Genomic DNA, 15,108 nt, shown 5'->3' on the forward strand with positions numbered 1-15,108 from the left:
TCCTGACTCGCTTACCTGACCATTGCTCAGGCGCTGAACAGTTGGCTGATGTGTTCGGACAGTACGGCGACGTCCTTGCCCAGCAACCAGTCCAGCGTCAGGTAGACGCCTGCGCAGACCAGTGCGATCACCGCCAGATAAAGCCAGATCGGGACTTCATAGCGAAGCATCTGCGACACTTGATCCGGCAGCGCCCAGTCAGGTGACAACGCTTTGGGCGGCTTGCGGTAGCGAGCGATGTCCTGCCCCAGCGTGTTGGCCAGGTAGCGCAGTTCGTCACCCTTGTGCACCCCGAACTTGCCTTCAAAACCCAACGCCAGGCAGAGGTGATACACCTCCAGGACATCCAGGTTGCTCTTCACGTCGCTGCGCAACGCGTCGATCTTGTCGAAGAAGCCCTGACCCGCCAGATGCACGCCGAAATAGCGGAACTGCAGCGGCGACAGCTCGAAGTGCTGACGCAGGGAGGGCGCTTGCTCCCCCTTAATCTTGTCGCCCGAGAGCTCGATTGTGGGCGTGGACTCAGCGCTTTTGTCCGCAGCCGGCAGTGTGCCCTGCGCGGGCAACGCGACCTCGTCGGCGCGCAGGACGCTTTCATCCATGAACGCGCAGAGGGCGTATTGGGTGTCCTTGACCTGATCGACGCTGTAGCCGGCGCTGCGCGCCTTGCGTTCCAGTTCGGTAAAGAAGTGCTCGACGTTCTTTTCGAAGTCGGCGATGGAGGTGACTTGACGCCCTCGGCGCACGATCAGCGCCATGCTGATGAAATCCTGCGCCAGCATTTTGAGTGTCGGTCTGGTCTGGGTGGCGGCCACCGCCCCTTGCATTACGGCTTCGGTCATTTGAGTACCGCCATCAGCTCAAGCTTGAGGTTTTTGAAAGCGCTGGGCGCGTAAAACGAAATCGCCTGCGCGCTCATCATCCGTTCGTACACCCGGCCATGGGGTTCGATCGCGAAGTAGTGGTTGTCCAGACGCACCGGAATGGCATTGGGCAGTCGGGTGGCATGATTGAGGGTCACGCCCGGCATGGCGCTGTTGACCACCACTTCGATGTCTTCGGGCGAGCCGACCTTGACCGCGCGCGGCACCAGTTCCAACAGGCTCGATCCCGGCATGTCGGCATGCACGGACACGTAGAAATCGGCTTCGGCCAGGCGCGGGTCGTGCAACTGACCCTGCCAGTAAGAGAGCTTGGTCTGGGTCAGGGCGATGACGATGCACTGGTTCGGGATCACGTTATCGAGCAATACCCGAATCATTTCGTCGAGCCTGACCAGCGACGCGGCAGGGTCATGATGATCGTATTCGGGAATGTGGTTGAGTTCGGTGTCCAGCGAGAACGTCAGCAGACCACCGGCCAGTTCCGCAAGAAACAGGTACAGACGCTCCGGGTGCAGACGCGGGTGCGACAGCAGGTGCGCAAGGGTGGGGTAGGCGCGGTTGACCGTGTTCAGCAACCAGAACAGGGTCACGTCGCTGGAGCCGAACTCGGCGATCTGGTCCGCGCGTTCACGGCGGCGTCCATACAAGGCCTTGCTCTTGGACTGCAACGCGCCCAGCAGACGCTTGCCCAGGCTGATCAGGGTTTCGTGGGTCCCAAGGTGCAGGGTCGGGTGCACGAAATGGCTGTCGAGGTTGAAACCGCCGATGTTGTTGCGCGACAGTCGAGCGACAGGGCAGTAGCTGTAACCGTCCAGATTGTCGCCGTCGACCAGCATCACCACGTTCAGGCGCAGGCTGGTGATTTCGTTTTCCAGGTCGCCTTCGTTGAGGTCCGGCAGGGTGTCGAATTGCTTGCGGAAGCGTCGGGCGCTTTTCTGTTCCTGACCGTCCTCGACATAGTTCAGACCGAACGGCTCAGGCAGCTTCAATGCGGCGTAGACCTTGAAGTCATCGCCCTTTAGCAGCTCACGCAGATCGCGGGCCGCAGGCAGCGGATCGTGATGCGGCGCGTCGAACAGCGTGCCATCGGGGAACACCAGTTTGAGCCGTTTGAGCTGCAACGAACCGTTGGACAAGGCTTCTTCATCGATCTGCAGGGCCTGCACGCCCCAGTGAAACGGCGTGCTGCGCAGTGTCGACTCGGCCAGTTGATGCTGGTGAAACTCATCCTGATATTGGAAATGCTGTGGCAAAAGGAACATCCCTTCGGACCACATCACGCGGCTCTGCTTACTCATGAACGCCTTCCAATAGTGAATCGAATTTTGACTGAGCGGTCTTCTGCGCAGAATTGACTGCGGTGTCCTGGGCTTTCTGCACCAGCCCGTCCTGCACTTTCTGCGTGAGCGTCGGGTTGGCCGGGTCTTGAGGCATGGTGTTGGTTCTGGCCAGTTGGGCTTCAGTCGGCGGCTTGTTCAGCACGTCATTGCCACGCACGGCCAGCACCTGGTTGTTGTCCACCAGCACGCGCAGGCCGTCGGAGGAAAACCAGATGCCGTCCTTGCGCAACGAGTTGGCATCAAAGGCCACTTTCCAGCGGCTCTTTTCTTCCGAGCGGAAGAACGCCGCGATGCCCACATAACTGGCGGCCTTGTTCAGCGGCCACTGATCGATCTGGCCCATACCGGGAAGCAGGGTGATTTCCTGGCTGTCGATCAGCGTATTGCCCAGGGCTGCTTTGGGGTCATCCCACAACGAGTCGGCGTCGATGGACGCGAAGCGTTCCAGAGCCGTCAGCTGATAGACCCGGATCACGACCGACAGCGGTTTGCCCGATTCGTCGGGGTTCAACTGGTTACCACCGTCGGCGGTCAGGATGACTTTCTCCTTGTCGCCAAACAGCATGTCGCCTGCCCACGTGTCATCGACGCGTTTGCTCGCGCGGTCCGTGATGCCGCAGGCCGCCAGCGTCAGTGCCATCGCCGCGACGGCCAGACCCCTCGTCCAGCGCGCACCGGCGCCGGGCGTTTCCTTGATTCGCATGTTCATGACTGCTACCTATGAATGCTTGTTCAACTCAGGCGATAGGCAAAATCGCCGTCGCTACCCAACTCGATGTCCAGACGCTCGATGGGGGTGTCCTGCGCCATACGCTCCAGAACATGCTGGGCAAGTTCGGGCATGAGGGTCTTGGACAGAATGTTGTCGATGTTGCGTGCGCCGCTGTCGACTTCAGTGCAGCGCGCCGCGATGGCCTTGACCAGCGAATCGTCGTAGCCGAGCACGGCCTGATGATTGCGCTCGAAACGCTTGCGGATGCGCGCCAGCTTGAGGCCGACGATGCGCTCGAGAATCTCGTCCTTGACCGGGTAGTACGGCACGATGCTCAGGCGCCCCAGAAACGCGGGTTTGAATACCTGATTCAGTTCGTCGCGCAGTCCTTCGACAATGTCCTGCGGTGCAGGCCGTTCGGCCGCGTTCAGGCACCACTGCATAATGCGATCGGTGCCCGTGTTGGACGTGAGGATGATCACCGTGTTGCGGAAGTTGATCTCGCGACCTTCGCCGTCATCCAGTACGCCCTTGTCGAATACCTGGAAGAACAGTTCGAGCACGTCCGGGTGGGCTTTTTCGACTTCGTCGAGCAGCACCACGCTGTAGGGTTTGCGTCGTACGGCTTCGGTCAGCACGCCGCCTTCGCCATAGCCGACATAACCCGGGGGCGAGCCCTTGAGGCTGGAGACGGTGTGCGCTTCCTGGTACTCGGACATGTTGATGGTGATCACATTGCGCTCGCCGCCGTACAGGGTGTCGGCCAGCGCGAGGGCCGTTTCGGTCTTGCCGACGCCGCTGGGGCCCAGCAGCAGGAACACGCCGATGGGTTTGTTCGGGTCTTCCATGCGCGCCCGGGAGATCTTGATGCGTTTGCCGATTTCCGCCAGCGCGTGATCCTGACCCAGCACGCGCTCGCCCAGCAGGGCAGGCAGGCGCTGCACGGTGTCGATTTCGTCGCGCAGCATCTTGCCCAGCGGGATGCCGGTCCAGCCGGAAATCACTTCGCCGATGGTGCCGCCGTCGACCAGCGCGTGAACCAGTGGCTGCTCGCCCTGGACCGCTGCAAGCTCGGCGCGCACGGCAGCGATTTCCTGAGCGAGCGGCGGGTCGTTGGCCGTCAGTGCCGCAAGTTTCTCCACCAGTTCCCGTTCACGCTGCCATTGCTGTTCCAGGCGTTCGCGTGTCTGTTGCGCGGTCTGCAGCTCGTCGTTCAGCGTCGCGAGACGTCGCCCGTGATCACTGCCCTTGGCGGTTTCCAGCTGCAAGACGGTGATTTCCGACTGCAGGTTTTCAATGAGGCGTTTGCAGTCTTCCAGCGGGCCGGGCTGCGATGACTGGGCCAGGGCAACGCGCGCACAGGCGGTGTCCAGCACGCTCACGGCCTTGTCCGGAAGCTGGCGACCGGTGATGTAGCGGTGGGACAGACGAACCGCTTGCACCAGCGCCTCATCCATCACGGTCACCTTGTGGTGATCCTGCATCTTGGCGAGCAGGCCACGCAGCATATGGATGGCCTTGTCTTCGTCCGGCTCCTCGACCTTGACCACCTGAAAGCGGCGGGCGAGGGCGGCGTCTTTCTCGAAGTACTTCTTGTACTCGGCCCAGGTCGTCGCCGCGATGGTGCGCAGTTCGCCGCGGGCCAGTGCTGGCTTGAGCAGGTTGGCGGCGTCGTTCTGGCCGGCCTGACCACCGGAGCCGATCAAGGTGTGGGCCTCGTCGATGAACAGAATGATCGGGTGCAGGCTGCGCTTGGTTTCTTCGATCACTGACTTCAGGCGGTTCTCGAATTCCCCTTTGACGCCCGCACCGGCTTGCAGCAGACCCAGGTCGAGGGTGTGAATCGCCACATCCTTGAGCACCGACGGCACGTCACCCTGAATGATGCGCAGCGCCAGCCCTTCGACAACGGCGGTTTTACCCACGCCTGCTTCGCCGGTGAGGATCGGATTGTTCTGGCGGCGACGGGTGAGGATGTCGACCATCTGGCGCACTTCGAACTCGCGACCCAGCACTGGATCGATGCGACCTTCACGGGCGCTTTGCGTCAGGTTGATGGTGTACTGGTCCAGCGCCGGGGTCTTGCCGTTGCCTTGCAACGGTCGGCTGCCGGTGGCGTTGCCGGCCTCCAACGGGCTGGCCAGACGCGACTCCGCGCTGCCTTCCACCAGCGCTGCGAGATTGACCCGAAGGTCGTCCGCGTTGATCTTTTCCAGCTCCGGCGCCGAAGCGATGATCACGCGGCGCAACTGATCGTCGTCCAGCAATGCCTGCACCAGATACCCGGTGCGGATCTGGCTTTGCCCGAACTCGATGGACGCCAGCACCCAGGCCTGTTCGATCATTCGCGTGATGTGCGGCGAAAGCGCAGGCGTGCGAGTGTTGCCTTTTTTGAACGTGCCCAGCGCCGTCACCAGTTGCGACTGCAAGCGCTCCGGGACGACCTCGTAATGACGCAGGATCGCCGGCAGATCGTTGTCATTGCCTTCCAGCAGCTGCAACAGCAGATGTTCGACTTCGACATCGTAATGCTGCTCGGACAGGCACAGGGCAGCAGCGGCTTCTGTGGCCGTACGACTGGTTTCGTTCAGCTTGGCGAACAACGACTTCAGGTTCACAGGGAGACCCCATCAAAAAAAATGTGGAAAAGCGCACAGCGGGACGGTTCGACCTCGGCGTTCGGGCGCTTGAGCCAGCCCAGCCAGCCCAGTGAAACATTGCCCTGGCGACCCAGCCGGGCCATCGGCACCGCTTCGCGTTTGAGGGTGGGCGCGATCTGGAAATCCAGATGGGCGCCGAGATAGAAACGAACCAGCTCCACCAGTTTCTGGTAGTCCTCGGTGCCGGGCTGAAAGCGGCGATAGTCACTCAGCGCCAGCGGGCCGATCTCGATGCGCACACACGATTGGTAATCCCACACCCGGTTGCCCACGACGGCGCTCTGGCCGAGCACGGCGTTCTTGCGGCCCAGTTGCGTGCATTGGCTGGCGTCCAGTTTCAGCCAGCGTCCGGCGAACGGCCTGACCTTGAACGGCAGCGAAAAATAGAAGCTCAGCATGACCTGCAGGTTCAGCGTGTTGCGTGGCTTCTGAGTGAACAGGCCGGAGAAATAGCTGAACAGTTCGCGACGCAGGGGAGAGCCGTCCTTGCCGAATTTCTGCTTCGTCGCCTGCGGGCCGAACCCCACCAGATTCAACAGATAACGATCGAAGTTCGAACTGCCGTTGCGCTCGTACTCGATGTAGAACTTGTATTTCTGCCACGCCTCATAGAACAGCGTGGTCATGCGATGGGAGAACAGATCGAGGAACGCATGCGCAGCGTCGTCGCGGTACTGGATATGGCGCTCCATCAGCAGTTCGGTATACGGACGCGGCAATACACCGGACGGCCCGACCAGCCCCATGAAGGTGACCTGCACTTCCGACAACGGCAGACCCGCCGCCGACACTTTGCCTTCGTGCTCGAACTTCAGGTCGCTGACTTCGCTCGCCGGAAAGTTGAGCGACAGCTGCGAGCGGAAGCGCAACGGATCTTCGTGCGGCCGCGTCTGCAGGTCCATGCGCCCGGTCCTGCTGTAATGCAGGCGGAGCAATCGCACCAATTGAAAGAATTCGAATCGGTACGGCTCAGCCCGTGCCTGGTCGATCAGACCAGGGGTTGATCGCCGGTTCGCGGGGGCCATTGGACCACTCTCTTTTCGCGCTGCAAGCTGCGAAGGGTTAATTGGGTAAAGCTGTTGACGGTGCAGTACTGGCCAAAGAAATGGTCCAGCACCATGCCGAACAGAAACACGCCGCTGCCGGTGAACTGGCTTTCGTCGAGCGTGAGGGTGATGCCCACCCCCCGTACGAAATTGGGACGCGGATGGCCGATGCGCGCGACCACCGGTTCGCTGCTGACCGAGACGATGCCGTTGATCTGTTTACGGATCGCTGACGTGTTGCGGTAGTTGTACAGCGACAGCAGTTCGAGCAGCACTTCGCGGCCTTTGGAAACCAGCGACATGTGGTTCAGCGACAAGTGTGAAATCAGACGCCAGATCACGCCGTTGCCCAGCGGCACGCGCACCGATGCGGTGGGCTTGCGCAGGCAGCGAATGTCGGTGATCACCGAGCCGGCCGGAATCTTGAAATCCCCGCGCTCGCCCCCGAACGGCAGCATCGCCGGCACGTCGCGGTTGCTGCAGGTCAGGCGCATGCTCAGGGCATCATGGCCCGAATCGATCAGCTCCAGATCGCGGTCCACGACCCGGATGAACATGTTCGTGCCCTCGGTGCGCTGGGTCTGCACCGGGCGGCGGCGAGCGATCCAGAAACTGTTGCCCGTTCCTTGATCGGGGCGCGGTTCGAAGAACGGATGGCAGGGCGCGACCTGATCGACACCGGCGACTTTCTTCACCCGGCTCACACGGTCGATGGACACGACCTCGGCCGTGCTGTCGCCGCGCTCATCCGGGATGACCGGGTATTCGTGCTGCGCGTGGGTCAGGCTGACGGGACGGGCCTGCTCGGTGAACAGATTGATGATCGGCGTGCAGTTGAGTTTGAAGTTGCTGCGCCCGATGTTCTGCGTTAGCCGTGCCAGCCGGTCGTTGAGGTCGTAATCGGAGAAGTAGAAATTGATCTCGACCTTCGCCAGTTGTTTCCCGGACAGGATGCGGCTGAACCCCGACAGGTCGAAGAACATGAATTTGTCGGGGAAGGTGAAGTATTCGTGAAGCAGGCGATAGCCCAGGAACGAGCGCTCCGAATAATCCACCAGCCCTTCATCCAGCTCGTAGCCGACCGCGCGCAGCGCATGGGCGGGCAGGGTGACTTCACGGGTGCGCCCCTCATCCTCATCCTCGAAGCTCAGCGTGGCTTTGGCCAAATTGTTGAACAGCAATTCGTAAAGCTGCAGCATCAGCGTGCTTTCGCCGTCGAGGAAAAAGCGCAGACTCTCGACCTCCATCTGACCGAACGAGGCTTCGCCGGTCGCGACCAGGCCGATGCGCAGGCGCGCGACCAGGTCAGCGCTGTGGCCGTTGAACGCCGAACGCTCCAGTTCGACGAAAGACGCCTGCTGCACCGCGATCTTCCACAGTTCCACCGGATAGCATGTGCGGAATTTGCACGTGACGCCGTCCACCGGATTAGCGCGGATCTCGGTGNAATTCCACGATCGACATCGAGGGAGTAGGGCGCAGATAGTGCGGATACAGGACTTCGAGGAACGACTCGACGATCTCCGGAAACTCATCGTCGAGTTTCTTGTGCACACGAGCCGACAGGAACGAAAACGCTTCGATCAAGCGCTCGGTGTGCGGGTCTTCGCAGTTATCGCCCTCGATGAGCAACCGCGACGCGATCTTCGGATACTGGCTCGCGAACTCCTGGCCCAAAAAGCGCAGGTGCGACAGTTCCTTTTCGTAGTAGGGGAGCAGGTCGTCGAGCATCAGTTGAGGTTCTGTACTTTGTATTCCTGGGTGTTGACCTGCAGCACCGCATCAAAGGAAACCTGACGCGAAATGTCTTGCAGGCGCAGTACGGCGTCCACGCGGAAAGTCAGCATGCGTTGGCCGGTTTGTTGTGCCAGTAGTTGTACCTTGACGCTGCGAAAGCGCCGGTCGCCGACCGAAATCGCTTTCTCCAGTTGCCGCTGAATCAGCAGGCGGTCCTGCGGGTCGAGCACGCTCTTGCTGGTGAAGTCAGGCATGCCGTAATCGAGGATCGTGCCGTTCAACTCGGCGAAACCTTCAAGCTCGCCAGCGACCAGAGACTGGCGAGTGTTCACCAGCACTTCCAGGTCGCGAACGATGCTGGCCTTGTAGTCGGCCAGCGAACACAAGCGTTGCGAAGACGCTTCGCTGGACTGGTGCGGACGGTCGTCCAGCAACCGGTCCAGCAGTGATGGCAACAGCTTGTGTTGGCTACTCATGGCTGCCTCCCTGGCATCGATTCCGGTTAGCCGCGTGTGGACTGCGGCAACTCGGCAACCAGTCGCAAGGACGCGGTCAGTTCATCGAGCTGATAGTGCGGACGCAGGTAGGTCACGGCCTTGTACACGCCAGGCTTGCCCGGCACTTCGAAGACCTCGGCACGGGCTTCGCGCAGCGGGAACTTGGCTTTGGCTTCCTGGCTGGCGGTGTCGTCGAGCAGCACGTAGCTGGACAGCCACTTGTTGAGGAACAGCTCGACGTCTTTGCGCGAGGCGAAACTGCCGACCTTGTCGCGCATGATCGCTTTCATGTAGTGGGCGATGCGCGAGGTGGCGAAGATGTACTGCAGCTGCGCCGATAGCCTTGCATTGGCATTGGCGATGTCGGTGTTGTACTGCTTCTGCTTCTGGGTCGACTGAGTGCCGAAGAACGCCGCGTAGTCAGTGCCTTTGCAATGCACCAGCGGAATGAACCCCAGGTCGGAGAGTTCTTTTTCTCGACGGTCGGTGATGGCGATTTCGGTCGGGCACTTGAGGGCGATTTCGCCGTCATCGGTCTTGAAGGTATGGGTCGGCAGACCCTCGACCAGACCGCCGCCTTCGACACCACGAATGGCCACACACCAGCCGTAGCGCGAGAACGCATCGGTGACGCGAGTGCCCAGCGCGTAGGCGGCGTTCATCCACAGGTACTTGTTGTGGTCGCGGCCATCGACGCTTTCGACGAAGTTGAATTCTTCCACCGGCGTGGTATCCGGGCCGTACGGCAGGCGACCCAGAACGTGAGGCAGGGTCAGGCCGACGTAGCGGGAGTCTTCGGAGTTACGGAAAGACTTCCACTTGGCGTATTCGACGGTGTCGAAGATCTTCGCCAGGTCACGCGGTCCGGACATGTCGGTGAACGAGTCCCAGCCGAACAGCTCAGGCGATGCCGCCGAAATGAACGGGGCGTGGGCCGCTGCGGCGACGTGGGAAATCTCTTCGAGCAGGTACATGTCTTCCGGGTTGCGATTGAATTCGTAATCGCCCAGCAGCATGCCGAAAGGTGCGCCACCGAAGGTGCCGTACTCTTCTTCGTAGATCTTCTTGAACAGCGCGCTCTGGTCGAATTCGGAGGACGCCTTGAGGTCGCGCACCAGATCCTTTTTCGACGCGTTGAGCAGATGAATCTTCAGCGTGGTGCTGGTTTCGGTCTGGTCCACCTGATACTTCAGGCCGCGCCAGGACGCTTCCAGTTGCTGGAACTCACGAGCGTGCATGATCTCGTTCATTTGCTCGGAAAGCATCGAATCGATTTCGGCGATGCGCGCATCCAGCACGGCGATCAGGTCCTTGCTGGGCGTCATTTCGCCTTCCAGCACCTGACCGACCAGTTCGCCGATCAGGTCGCGGGTGCGGGTCCGTTCGGTTTCGGAGCGGGCCACACGGCTTTCGGAAATGATGCTGTCGAGCAGCGAGGACTGCGGCGCGAATTGCTCGACTTCGACCAGATCGCTGTCTTGCTGAGCCACGGTTTGTTTATCGTTCATCGTCGTGCTCCTGCTTACTCTTTGGCATCGGTGGCTGGTACGGCGGCTTCGCGACCGAATTCCTTGCCCAGCGTTTTCAGCTTTTCAGTGTTCTGCAACACGTCCATCAGCAGCTCTTCGAGCTTGTCGTTGCCGCCCATCTTGTTGCGCAGATCCGCCAGCTTGTTACGCACTTCCAGCAGCTTGCGCAGCGGCTCGACCTGCTTGACCACGTTCTGCGGCTCGAAGTCTTCCAGGGTGTTGAAGTTGAGCTCGACACCCAGTTGCGTACCGTTTTTCGCCAGCGTGTTGTCGACCCGATAGGCCAGACGTGGCTTGATGCCTTTGAGCACACCGTTGAAGTTGTCACGGTCGATGAAGATGAACTTGCGATCCTTGAGCTTTGGCAAAGGCTCCAGCGGATTGCCGGAGAAATCGCCCAGCACGCCGACGACAAAGGGCAGCTCTTTCTTTTCCTGAGCATCGCCAATGTCCACGTCGTAGGTGATGTGAACTCGAGGGGCGCGCACGCGGTCGAGTTTGTGCTGGGTACTTTCCTTCTTCGCCATCGTGTTCTCCTGTGCGAGCAAGTCGCTGCAAGTCGTTTTGCGGGTCGGCTCGACGTTGAGCCGAGCGCGTTACAGTCCTTCGATCGTCGCCAGCAAGCGCTGACGGATTTCATCGTTCATTTCCATGATGCTGTCGTGGCCCACCAGTTCTTCGAAGCTGGCGTTGCCGGCGATCTGGGTGCTGCTGCGGATCACCGAGTCATCCGGTAGCGCTGAGCGCACCGGCGAGCTGATCACGCAGAAGGGCAGGTCGCCGAAGTCCTTGAGCCGTTCGAAGCTCACGGGAAACCGCAGGCCGTCGAACAGGCGGCCCAGTCCTGGCGATTTGCTCACGCAATAGAACAGGACCAGGTAGTGGACGACGAAGCGATAAAGCTCGGCGCTGCTGCGATTCGGATCCTTGATGACCTTGCGGAACTGCGCAAGATCGAACGAATTGAACCCCACCACCCAGCGCGTCGGGCTGGTGATGCGGATCGTCTGGCCGCTCTGCGCCAACACCTTGTCGTACTCCAGCGCGAACAGTTCGGGCGTGGTACTGATCAGGTTCAGCGGTACTTCCATTTCATTGACCAACTGGAACGGTGACGCCGAACCAATCCTGTCGTACAGCGCTTTGAGTTCTTTGAAGTGGTGCTGCGTTTCCCGGCCACTGCTGCGTTGCGCGCCTTGCAGATACTCGCCAAACAGCGTCTGCGGACGGATCAGCAACGCAAGGGTCGCCAGATAATCGGAGGCTTGCGCCTTGAGCACATCCGAGATGGCCCGCGTCTGGCTTCGCAGCTTGATCAGTGCTTCTACATCAAACGTCTGAGTCATCGGTACATCGTCCTTGAACCCTTCTCTACAACATCCCGAACAACAACGGGGCAATGGGAAGGGCTACACATTTCTCGACTGGCACACCTGCCCGAGAAGTTCGATCCCGGCTAAACAGCACCGCGAAATCTCGCCCCGAAAAGTAGGTGAAAGTGAAGTGCTAGCAAATAGATATCGACTAGCCAGCAGTGTCAGCTCAGGCAATTTTTCGTGTAGGAAAGTTCCCACAAGCCCTAAGTTTTTCTCGTTTTTGATACACATCGCAATGATGTCTTGGTGCCACCAACGAGCCCGCTTTCAGGGTCTTTTTTGGCTGAAAGCCTTATAAATAAAGGGCTGTAGCGATTTTTTGGATCCTAAATTTGCGCAAAATGAAAGCTGAAAAAGGTGAACCGGTTCACCACAAACGTTACAGCCACAACTGAACTAAGGATCAAACTTGAGAAATTGATAGGACATCAATGATGGCAACGCAGTGTGGTGGACTGTGCAGTCCGTCACATAATTGTGTGCAGTGGCGATGTCGAAGATGCGTCGTAGAGTGACGACAGCAATTGATGAAGTTCGTCGTTTCGGTTGTCAGCAGGTGCCCTTCGCGGTAAAGGACGACGTCGCTGATAGACCCCATCCCGCCGAATAGCCGCATGATGCGATGACGTGCCTCTGCCATGTCCTGAGATAGCTGTTCCCGGTACCCATCCATCGTGGGCGGTCATCGGTGAAGCTTAGCGACAGGTCTCCGGGCCGAAGGTGATTTCGGTAATAGGCTCGGCCTGGGTGCTGGAGTAGCTGTAGGTGATCGTGTTCCCGAGCTCAAGCAAGAGCAGATAGGCCGTCTGGCTGCACAGCGCCTTCTGGATCTGCTGCGTCAGGTAGCTCTCGTAGTACACCCGCACACCAGGGCGATTTTCATAGTTATAAAGCGAAATGGTGTACATCACGTTGTGATTGGCGTAGCTGATGTTGTCGATGCGGGTCATCGGGTCAAGCATGATGGGGAGTTGTTTTTGTTGTTCGGCAATGACGCTGCGCAGCGCTTGTTCGCTGTCCTTGGCATAGGTGGGTGTGGTGCAGAAGAGGGTAGCTGCTGATGTAAGGAGGAGCAGGTTCAGGAGGGGCTGGGCCATTATTGACATTCCTTGTTGGTGTTTTAGTGGAGTTTCCCTGACCTGGTTATTTAATCTAAGTGCTGAAATCTGAAGACCTGTTGTGTTCACTCTCCATGTCCTATGCTGTCGATCTGTTTCACTCGCGCCCATAGCTTTTGGAACCACATCTTGCATTGCGTCGCACGTTCGTTCCGTGATGCCGCTGCCGGGCCGAGCATAATCGTCCGCGCTTGGAGGCGCGCTCGGCGCCTCCCCCCAAAAAAACTGCGTCGCTCACAATAAGAACGTCGCATGTGCTCCCTGTCGTTCGTTCAGGATTCAAAATCTGCCCGTTGTTCAGAATGCCGGTGACTCTGTATTCATATTGCTTTATAAGCTTGCTCCGCCTCAACAAGAGTCGCGCCGAGGGCGAGGCTGTAAGGCCATTGGTCTGTAATTAATTTCGCGATGCCGAGTTCGCGATACTCACGATCCGGCACATTGTCTTCCATTATTTTCGCTAACGCTTCTAACAAACGCTCTTTAAAATGCTCTAGCTGATTGACGCTCGTGACGCTCAATATTTCTATTGAGGGCTGATGTAGGGCCTCGTCAATAGCACGGATGGCTTGTTCGATTTTTCGTCTGGCTATGTTTTGGCGGCTCATGGTGTTGTTAGATCCGATAAATTTAAAATGTATTTTTGAATTTGTCCGCCGGACAGTCCGACTCCCTGGGATGATGCGCGTCCTTCTATAAGCGTAGCGCCGGGCGAAACTTTAAACTGAGCTAAATGGGTCATCTGATTCCATTCTGTTTTCACTGCCAAGCTTTCTCGCGTCGCGGGGAATGTTTCAAACAGATAGCGCCCTTTCGCCTGTGCGTTCACACCGTCGAAATATCTCAAACCAAATTCTGTCTCTGTCGCAGGTCGAACGTTTATAGTCTCGATTTCAAAAGACTCTAGCACCTGCTTTCTAAATGCTCGTGGCACCCCTTGCTCCTTTAAATACGAAGATGCAGCTTTTACTCCATCGTACTGATCAGGGCGTACGCTTTTACCTGGATTGAGGGGCTGGACTTCCTGCTCAGGCCTAGGCAGCGGTTTCGTTGTCGCCTGCGGAACCGGGTCAGCCAGCGAATCTCGGGTTCGCAGCGGCGTCACATCCTTAATCTGCAACTCCGGCTCCGCGAGAATCTTACTCTGATTCTTCGCCAGCCAGCTCGCAAATTCCTTGTTCGATATCTGCGCCTGAAGCTTGGCACTACGCGTCGCAATGCTCTCCATGCTGTTCATCACGCCAGCCTTCATCTGGCCGCGCGTCAGATACGTCACGATGGCTGTCAGCAGCAAAAGCACCAACTGCTCCTGTCCGTGCGCCAGTTGGCGTGCGGCGCGTTCGGTGCGTTCCTGAATCAGCGCCGCCGAACCGCCTGACGGATCAAGCCCCGCAGGCTTCACGCCGTCTTCAGCGGTCCATGCAGTGGCAAGACCTTCCTGCAACGTGGACAGGCAAGCCGGGAGGCCTTCGTAGAAATATTCAGCGATGGCGGCCAGGCCCAAGCCCATGAGGATCAGATTGCCGACCTGCAAACCAATACCGCCGCCGGCCATGGCACCAGGTAACGCGCCGGCGCCAAACGCGAGTGAGCCGACGGCGCCCCCGATGGCACCCCCAACGGCAACGCTCCCCCCCAGAATCAGCACCACTTCCTGCACCAGCTTGAGCAACACCGGCAAAATATCCCCGATGTTGATCGACGCCCACTTGCGTGAAAGGTCCATTTGCATGATCGGGTAGGACAACGCCATCGCTTGCCGGACGTTATCGATCCGGTGTCCGCCCATGGCGCCATAGGCCTGACTGGCGCCATTGCTGACGCGACGGGTGAAACCATCCCAGTTGTCATGCGCACTTTGCCAGCCGCTGCTGACGCTCTGGTTCAGCTCGCTGAATCTATGGTCCAGGTTTCGTTCGATGTCGTCCCAACTGGGGACGTGGGCTAAAAGGTCCATTTACACATCACTGTCCTTGGGTGGAAGGCGCCAGCAGGAGCTCCCGCGAGCGGAGTCGAAATGTCCTGCGTCATGAAGCGAGTAGCGAGTGGCCACTATGTAGTGGCTCTTCAGACCACCACTCGCCGATTAAATTTCGCGATGGATCCCATTTTTCTCATCCGCGTTACAGTCAGCAATGATGTCAAATAGATAGCAACTTTTATCCAAGGCCATATAAGTCGGCGGTACACCCTGATTTGCGGGCGTCTT

The 15,108-nt window shown here is 59.0% G+C and carries 13 protein-coding genes and 2 pseudogenes; all 15 read right to left on the reverse strand.

Going from position 1 to position 15,108, the window contains the following annotated elements; all coding sequences use genetic code 11:
• Positions 1-26 precede the first annotated feature (26 nt).
• Positions 27-842: a DotU family type IV/VI secretion system protein gene (locus D3M70_RS05645; protein WP_120124914.1), complete on the reverse strand. Its 816-nt coding sequence runs from the start codon at positions 840-842 to the stop codon at positions 27-29.
• Positions 839-2,182, reverse strand: coding sequence for a type VI secretion system baseplate subunit TssK (gene tssK, locus D3M70_RS05650; protein ID WP_120124915.1), 1,344 nt, complete (start codon positions 2,180-2,182; stop codon positions 839-841). The genes D3M70_RS05645 and tssK overlap by 4 nt, the downstream gene beginning before the upstream one ends.
• Positions 2,175-2,933, reverse strand: a complete 759-nt coding sequence (tssJ, locus tag D3M70_RS05655; RefSeq protein ID WP_120124916.1) for a type VI secretion system lipoprotein TssJ — start codon at positions 2,931-2,933, stop codon at positions 2,175-2,177. The genes tssK and tssJ overlap by 8 nt, the downstream gene beginning before the upstream one ends.
• A gap of 23 nt (positions 2,934-2,956) precedes the next feature.
• A complete protein-coding gene (gene tssH / locus D3M70_RS05660) occupies positions 2,957-5,554 on the reverse strand; it encodes a type VI secretion system ATPase TssH (RefSeq protein ID WP_120124917.1) in 2,598 nt (865 codons plus the stop codon).
• The gene (gene tssG, locus D3M70_RS05665; RefSeq protein ID WP_120124918.1) at positions 5,551-6,621 is read right to left on the reverse strand and encodes a type VI secretion system baseplate subunit TssG; all 1,071 of its coding nucleotides are present in this window, start codon (positions 6,619-6,621) and stop codon (positions 5,551-5,553) included. Before tssG ends, tssH begins: the two co-directional genes overlap by 4 nt.
• A pseudogene (gene tssF / locus D3M70_RS05670) lies at positions 6,585-8,088 on the reverse strand (type VI secretion system baseplate subunit TssF); the annotation flags it as partial. The gene tssG and the pseudogene tssF, both read right to left, overlap by 37 nt.
• Position 8,089: 1 nt before the next feature.
• Positions 8,090-8,373: pseudogene (locus D3M70_RS32700) on the reverse strand (type VI secretion system baseplate subunit TssF); the annotation flags it as partial.
• Entirely contained in the window at positions 8,373-8,855 is a 483-nt protein-coding gene (gene tssE / locus D3M70_RS05675; RefSeq protein ID WP_120124919.1) for a type VI secretion system baseplate subunit TssE, read from the reverse strand. The pseudogene D3M70_RS32700 and the gene tssE, both read right to left, overlap by 1 nt.
• Before the next feature lie 26 nt (positions 8,856-8,881).
• The gene (gene tssC / locus D3M70_RS05680; RefSeq protein WP_120124920.1) at positions 8,882-10,384 is read right to left on the reverse strand and encodes a type VI secretion system contractile sheath large subunit; all 1,503 of its coding nucleotides are present in this window, start codon (positions 10,382-10,384) and stop codon (positions 8,882-8,884) included.
• 14 nt (positions 10,385-10,398) lie between these two features.
• Complete coding sequence (gene tssB / locus D3M70_RS05685) at positions 10,399-10,932, reverse strand: type VI secretion system contractile sheath small subunit (protein WP_093458283.1); 534 nt, start codon at positions 10,930-10,932, stop codon at positions 10,399-10,401.
• 69 nt (positions 10,933-11,001) lie between these two features.
• Entirely contained in the window at positions 11,002-11,751 is a 750-nt protein-coding gene (locus D3M70_RS05690; protein ID WP_120124921.1) for a hypothetical protein, read from the reverse strand.
• 433 nt (positions 11,752-12,184) lie between these two features.
• Complete coding sequence (locus D3M70_RS34045; RefSeq protein ID WP_375232923.1) at positions 12,185-12,454, reverse strand: hypothetical protein; 270 nt, start codon at positions 12,452-12,454, stop codon at positions 12,185-12,187.
• 22 nt (positions 12,455-12,476) lie between these two features.
• Entirely contained in the window at positions 12,477-12,878 is a 402-nt protein-coding gene (locus tag D3M70_RS05695) for a hypothetical protein (RefSeq protein WP_120124922.1), read from the reverse strand.
• A 341-nt stretch (positions 12,879-13,219) separates the two neighbouring features.
• A complete protein-coding gene (locus tag D3M70_RS05700; RefSeq protein WP_120124923.1) occupies positions 13,220-13,507 on the reverse strand; it encodes a hypothetical protein in 288 nt (95 codons plus the stop codon).
• On the reverse strand, positions 13,504-14,856 hold the full coding sequence (locus D3M70_RS05705) for a DUF6861 domain-containing protein (protein ID WP_120124924.1): 1,353 nt from the start codon (positions 14,854-14,856) through the stop codon (positions 13,504-13,506). Before D3M70_RS05705 ends, D3M70_RS05700 begins: the two co-directional genes overlap by 4 nt.
• Positions 14,857-15,108 lie beyond the last annotated feature (252 nt).

The sequence above is a fragment of the Pseudomonas sp. LS-2 genome, from assembly GCF_003605735.1.
Lineage (GTDB): Bacteria > Pseudomonadota > Gammaproteobacteria > Pseudomonadales > Pseudomonadaceae > Aquipseudomonas.

Coding starts and splice junctions, on each gene's coding strand:
- D3M70_RS05645 (WP_120124914.1), bottom strand. CDS start 842: ATGACCGAAGCCGTAATGCAAGGGGCGGTGGCCGCCACCCAGACCAGA.
- tssK (WP_120124915.1), bottom strand. CDS start 2,182: ATGAGTAAGCAGAGCCGCGTGATGTGGTCCGAAGGGATGTTCCTTTTG.
- tssJ (WP_120124916.1), bottom strand. CDS start 2,933: ATGAACATGCGAATCAAGGAAACGCCCGGCGCCGGTGCGCGCTGGACG.
- tssG (WP_120124918.1), bottom strand. CDS start 6,621: ATGGCCCCCGCGAACCGGCGATCAACCCCTGGTCTGATCGACCAGGCA.
- tssE (WP_120124919.1), bottom strand. CDS start 8,855: ATGAGTAGCCAACACAAGCTGTTGCCATCACTGCTGGACCGGTTGCTG.
- tssC (WP_120124920.1), bottom strand. CDS start 10,384: ATGAACGATAAACAAACCGTGGCTCAGCAAGACAGCGATCTGGTCGAA.
- tssB (WP_093458283.1), bottom strand. CDS start 10,932: ATGGCGAAGAAGGAAAGTACCCAGCACAAACTCGACCGCGTGCGCGCC.
- D3M70_RS05690 (WP_120124921.1), bottom strand. CDS start 11,751: ATGACTCAGACGTTTGATGTAGAAGCACTGATCAAGCTGCGAAGCCAG.
- D3M70_RS34045 (WP_375232923.1), bottom strand. CDS start 12,454: ATGGATGGGTACCGGGAACAGCTATCTCAGGACATGGCAGAGGCACGT.
- D3M70_RS05695 (WP_120124922.1), bottom strand. CDS start 12,878: ATGGCCCAGCCCCTCCTGAACCTGCTCCTCCTTACATCAGCAGCTACC.
- D3M70_RS05700 (WP_120124923.1), bottom strand. CDS start 13,507: ATGAGCCGCCAAAACATAGCCAGACGAAAAATCGAACAAGCCATCCGT.
- D3M70_RS05705 (WP_120124924.1), bottom strand. CDS start 14,856: ATGGACCTTTTAGCCCACGTCCCCAGTTGGGACGACATCGAACGAAAC.